Below are 5,452 nucleotides of genomic sequence, written 5' to 3'. Positions count from 1 at the left end.
CCAATACCAGCGCGATCAGGTGCTCGGTCATGAAAAACAGCACCATCCCGCCCGAAATGACCTGTGCCCGTGCCCATGGCTCGCGCAGTCCGCGCCGGACACGGGCGATCAGCAGCTTCAGGCCCAGTCCCATCTGCACCAGCGCCGAGGCCAGAACCAGCGGTTCGACCACCGGGTTGCGATAGATCAGGCGCAACGCGTCCTGGGTGGCGTTATAGGCGTCTACCCCCCATAGCCCGGACAGGTGGGTGATGAAATGCAGCAGCAGGAAAGCGGCGAAAAGCGCCCCGTTCCAGCGGTGAATCTTGCGGGCGATCATGGCGCCTACTCCTTGGCGGTCGTGTCTTGCGAAAGTTTGTCTTGGAACCAGGCCAGCGCCTTGGCGGCCTGTTCCGGTGGGGTGTCCTGCATCCCCATCTTCAGGATATCGGCCAGCGTCACAGCGGCCAGTTCGCGCCGCCACGCCGCCTCGGCCCGCCACATGGATCGGGCGATGCCGCAGGGGCGCAGGTATTGCGAATCCTCGACCCCGCTGGGCCCGCAGCGGCGCAGTTCTGTACAGGTGAAATGCCGCGTCTCGCCGTCGATGGCCTGCACCATCTGCAACAGCGTGATGTCGGCCGAGGCGCGGGCCAAGGCATAGCCGCCGCGCGGCCCGCGGCGGGTTTCGACAATGCCCGCCGCCGAGAGTTTCTGCATCTGCTTGGCCAGATAGGGCTCGGGCAGGTCGAAGAATTCGGCCAGCAACCGCGCGGGTAGGGATGTATTGGGTGGCAGGGCGGCCAGCAGGCTACAGGCATGCGCCGCCCATTCCAGTCCTTCGGTGTGTTTCATAAAAACGGATAAAGAATATCCGTAATTTATTTGTCAAGTGTCGGGCGCAAAAAAGACCCGGGCACGATGGCCCGGGCAAGGTCTCACCAATGGTGAGGAAGGAAGGTCAGCTTTTCGAGAATTCGGGATAGGCCTCCATGCCCAGTTCGGCCATGTCGAGCCCGTTGATCTCTTCCTCTTCGCTGACACGGATGCCCATGACCGCTTTGAGGATGAACCAGACCACACCCGATACGACAAAGGTGAACACACCGACCACGATGATGGCATAAAGCTGGGTGCCCAGGCTTGCGTCGCCATTGGTCAGGCAGACCGCGAGCGTGCCCCAGATACCGGCCATCAGGTGCACCGGAATGGCGCCGACCACATCGTCGATTTTGAGCCGGTCAAGGAAGGGCACGGCAAAGACCACGATCACGCCACCCACGGCACCGATCAGCGTGGCCGAGCCCAGTCCTGGGGTCAGCGGTTCGGCGGTGATCGACACCAGACCGGCAAGTGCGCCGTTCAGCACCATGGTCAGGTCGACCTTCTTGTAGAGCAGTTGCGTCAGCAGCAGCGCCGCAATGGCCCCACCGGCAGCGGCGGTGTTGGTGTTGGCAAAGATGCGGCTGATATCGGCGACGTTCCCGGCGGTATCCATGTACAGCTGCGAGCCGCCGTTGAAGCCAAACCAGCCGAGCCACAGGATGAACGTGCCCAGCGTGGCCAGCGGCAGGTTCGAACCCATGAAGGGGATCACGCGACCGTCCTTGTACTTGCCCAGACGCGGACCCAGGATCAGAGCACCGGCAAGCGCCGCCCAGCCACCGACCGAATGCACCACGGTCGAGCCGGCAAAGTCGAGAAAGCCCGCACCGTCAAGGAAACCGCCGCCCCATTTCCACGAAGCCTGGATCGGATAGATCAGCCCGGTCAGAACCAGCACGAAGACCAGGAAGGGCCACAGCTTGATCCGCTCGGCCAGCGTGCCCGACACGATCGAGGCGGTGGTGGCACAGAACATCAGCTGAAAGTAGAAATCGGAACCGACCGAGGCATAGGTCAGGTCGGTCTCGGTATCGGCCAGGCCCACCGGTTCCATCGCGGCGGGCGAGAAGGCGCCCAGAACACCGTCGATCGACCAGCCGTCGCCCGGATACATCAGGTTATAGCCGATCAGGTAATACATCAGCGCCGCCAGCGAAAACAGCGCGATATTCTTGGTCAGCTGCATGGTCACGTTCTTTTGCCGGACCAGCCCGGCCTCGAGCATGGTAAAGCCCGCGGCCATCCACATGACCAGAAAGCCCGAGACCAGGAACATGAAAGTGGTGAAGATATAACCGATTTCCTCGTTCGGCGGTGTCGTGTCCGCCGCGGCCTCCTGGGCCAGGCCCAGCGTGGGCAGCGCGATCACCGCTGCCGCCGGAAGTAGTGTCTTGAAAAGCGTCATGGCTTTGGTTCCCCTGGATGGTTCTGACGGTCGGCTTACAGCGCGTCGTCGTCGGTTTCCCCGGTGCGCACGCGCAGGGCCTGCTCGACGTCGAGGACGAAAATCTTGCCGTCACCGATCTTGCCGGTGCGGGCGGTGCGGGCGATGGTTTCGGCGATCTGCTCGGCCATCTGGTCGGCGACGACCAGTTCCAGCTTGATCTTGGGCACGAAGTTCACGGTGTATTCCGCGCCGCGATAAATCTCGGTATGGCCCGACTGGGTGCCGAAGCCCTTGATCTCGGTGACCATCATGCCGCGTATGCCGGCCTCGGTCAGCGCTTCGCGCACCTCGTCCAGCTTGAACGGTTTGATCGTTGCAATGATCAGTTTCACGTCTTTCCCCTTCGTTCAGCCGGCGCATCCGGCGTGTTTGCACTTGCAGAAAGACAGCGTCAGAAGTGTTTTCGGAACGAAATCTCGGCGAAATTGGGGTCGGAATCGTGGAAAGTTGCACATTTTTTGCACATCAGCGCACGAATGCACAAAAAATAATCGTTGATTAAAGGGGAAGATCGGGAAAAACACACCTCAACAGCCATGCTCGCCCGCGCTATGGTGCGGCACAGGCAAAGACCGGGCAGAATGGCATGACGGATTCCAAGCGTCGCAAATCGCAGCTTGTCGCGGACAAGCGATACCAGACTAAGGGCAAACCGGCCGCCAAGACCGGGCCCAAGAGAAAGCCCGCGCCCAAGCGCAAGGCGCCACCTCCTAAACGCCCCGGTCGCAGCGGCCCGCTGGGCTGGATCGGGCGGTTCTTTGGCTGGATCTTCGGCCTGATCTGGGGTTTTGCCTGGCGGATCGGGATGATCGTGATGCTGCTGATCGGTCTGGCCGTGGCGTTGGTCTATTCGACCCTGCCTGACGTGACCGCATTGCTGGACGGGCGCGCGCGCGGGTCGGTCACACTTCTCGACCGCGAGGGAGATGTCTTTGCCTGGCGCGGCGATCAGTTCGGCGGGGTGATCACCACTGATACCGTTTCGCCACATCTCAAGAACGCGGTCGTCGCGACCGAGGACAAGCGGTTCTACTACCACTTCGGCATCAGCCCCCGCGGGGTGGCCAGCGCCGTGCGCATCAACCTGCGCGAGGGGCGCGGACCGCTGTCAGGCCACGGCGGCTCGACCATCACCCAGCAGACCGCGAAACTTCTATGCCTGGGGGTACCGTTTGATCCCGACGAATGGAAATCCGAAGCGGAGTACGAATCCGACTGCCGTCGCGGTTCGCTGTGGCGCAAGGCCAAGGAGGCGGTCTATGCCCTCGCGATGGAGGCCAAGTACAGCAAGGACGAGATCCTCAACATCTATCTGAACCGTGCCTTCCTGGGTGCTGGTGCGCGTGGTTTTGAGGCCGCCAGCCAGCGCTATTTTGGCAAATCCTCAGCGCAGGTGGACCCGGCCGAAGCGGCGATGCTGGCCGGGCTTCTTGTTGCGCCGACCCGCTATGCGCCCACCAACAGCCTGACGCGTTCGCAGGAGCGCGCGCGCGTCGTGGTGGCGCTTATGGAAGAGCAGGGATACCTGACCGCGGCTCAGGCCGATGACGCCCGCAACAACCCCGCTCGATTGTCCGAGGCCGCCGCTGCCCAGGCGGGGGGCTATTTCGCCGACTGGGTGATGAGCGAGCTGCCCGACTATTTCGGCGGCAAAACAACCGAAGACGTGATCATCCGCACCACGCTTGATCAACGTATCCAGACCTCGGCCGAAGAGGCGATGCGCTTTGTGTTTCAGGAAAAGGTGCGCGACGGGTCCAAGGCGCAGGCCGCAATCGTGGTGATGTCCGCCGATGGCGCGGTGCGCGCCATGGTCGGTGGGCGCGATACAAGGGTAACGGGCGCGTTCAACCGCGCCACCCAGGCTGCACGGCAGACCGGTTCTTCGTTCAAGCCGTTCGTCTATGCGACGGCGCTGGAACTTGGGCATTCACCGCTCGATACCGTTGTGGACGAACCCTATTGCATCAACATTCCGGGATCGGGGCAATGGTGCCCCAAGAACTATACCAACAAGCATTATGGCCGAGTCACGCTGGCCGATGCGCTGAAGGACTCGCTGAACGTGCCCGCGGTCAAGGTGGCCGAGGCGATGGGGCTGGACAATGTGCGCAAGGTGGCCAGCGATTTCGGTATAGAAAGCGATCTGGCTGCGGGTCCGGCGCTGGCACTGGGCGCCTCGGAAAGCTCGCTGATCGAGATGACCGGCGCCTATGCCGGTATCCTGAACGGCGGTTCTTCGGTCGAACCTTACGGTCTGACCGAACTGCGGCTGCAGGGCGAGAACGAGGTGTTGATGGCGACGGGAACCGGCATCGGCGAACGGGTGATCAACAAGGACGCCGCCGCGCAGCTGATCTGGATGATGGAAAAGGTGATCTCCGAAGGCTCGGGCCGTCGCGCCGCGTTGCCGGGGCGCCCCGCAGCGGGCAAGACCGGCACCACTCAGGCTGCGCGCGACGCCTGGTTCATCGGTTTCACTGCCGACTATGTGGCTGGTGTTTGGATGGGATACGACGACAACACGCCGCTCAAGGGGGTGACCGGTGGCGGATTGCCCGCCGAGATCTGGCACGAGACCATGATCCGTGTACACGAGGGCACCCCTGTGAATCCGTTGCCGTTGCAGGCGCCACGCCAGCCCAAACCGATTGCCCAATCCAAACCACAAGAACCCAAGGGTGGGTTCGGCCAAGCGGTTGATCAGTTGCTGCGGGATCTGTTCGGGAACTGACCGGTCCGGGCCGGGCGCGGGGTTACCCCGCGCTGGCCAGATCGCGGATCAGCGCGTTCAGGTCGCCCTTGCGTCGATCCAGCATCGAGCCGATCTCGGTGCGCTCGGTCAACAACAGGTTCACCCCTTCGATGAACATGTTGAAGAACTTGTCCTTGCCGGATTTGTCCGAAACCAGAAAGGTCACGTCAAACGGGGCCTGACCTTGCAGCTTGACCGAGGTCTTGACCTCGTAACCTGCCTTGATCTTGCGCGCGGTCTTGACGGTCACCTCACCGCCGATGAACTCGCGGAACCGTTTGCCATATTTGCGCGAGATGTAACCCTGAAACGCTTGGGTAAAGGACCGCAGCTGCGCAGGAGAGGCGGTGCGTGCGTCTGGCCCCAACGCATAGCGCGCCATGATC

General features: G+C 62.4%; 6 protein-coding genes. 1 reads left to right on the top strand and 5 read right to left on the bottom strand.

What is annotated here, in order from left to right:
* From AC2FL1_RS23190 to AC2FL1_RS23175, 4 genes are all read right to left on the bottom strand, one after another.
* Window positions 1-319, bottom strand: a 319-nt coding sequence (locus tag AC2FL1_RS23190) for a hypothetical protein (protein ID WP_496878494.1), incomplete at its 3' end; no start/stop codon positions are given.
* A gap of 5 nt (window positions 320-324) precedes the next feature.
* Window positions 325-834, bottom strand: a complete 510-nt coding sequence (locus tag AC2FL1_RS23185) for an RrF2 family transcriptional regulator (protein ID WP_496878493.1) — start codon at window positions 832-834, stop codon at window positions 325-327.
* A gap of 106 nt (window positions 835-940) precedes the next feature.
* The gene (locus AC2FL1_RS23180) at window positions 941-2,269 is read right to left on the bottom strand and encodes an ammonium transporter (RefSeq protein WP_496828498.1); all 1,329 of its coding nucleotides are present in this window, start codon (window positions 2,267-2,269) and stop codon (window positions 941-943) included.
* A gap of 35 nt (window positions 2,270-2,304) precedes the next feature.
* On the bottom strand, window positions 2,305-2,643 hold the full coding sequence (locus AC2FL1_RS23175; protein ID WP_496828496.1) for a P-II family nitrogen regulator: 339 nt from the start codon (window positions 2,641-2,643) through the stop codon (window positions 2,305-2,307).
* A 254-nt stretch (window positions 2,644-2,897) separates the two neighbouring features.
* Between AC2FL1_RS23175 and AC2FL1_RS23170 the strand changes: the two genes are divergently transcribed.
* Complete coding sequence (locus AC2FL1_RS23170; RefSeq protein WP_496878492.1) at window positions 2,898-5,045, top strand: transglycosylase domain-containing protein; 2,148 nt, start codon at window positions 2,898-2,900, stop codon at window positions 5,043-5,045.
* 22 nt (window positions 5,046-5,067) lie between these two features.
* On the opposite strand, the gene AC2FL1_RS23165 is transcribed toward AC2FL1_RS23170, so the two are convergent.
* Window positions 5,068-5,452: MlaC/ttg2D family ABC transporter substrate-binding protein (locus tag AC2FL1_RS23165; RefSeq protein WP_496878491.1), on the bottom strand; the 385-nt coding region annotated here is incomplete at its 5' end.

Source organism: Ruegeria sp. YKSF070 (assembly GCF_059612725.1).
Note: the sequence above shows the minus strand (reverse complement) of the source record. Positions and strands in the feature narration are given on the sequence as shown.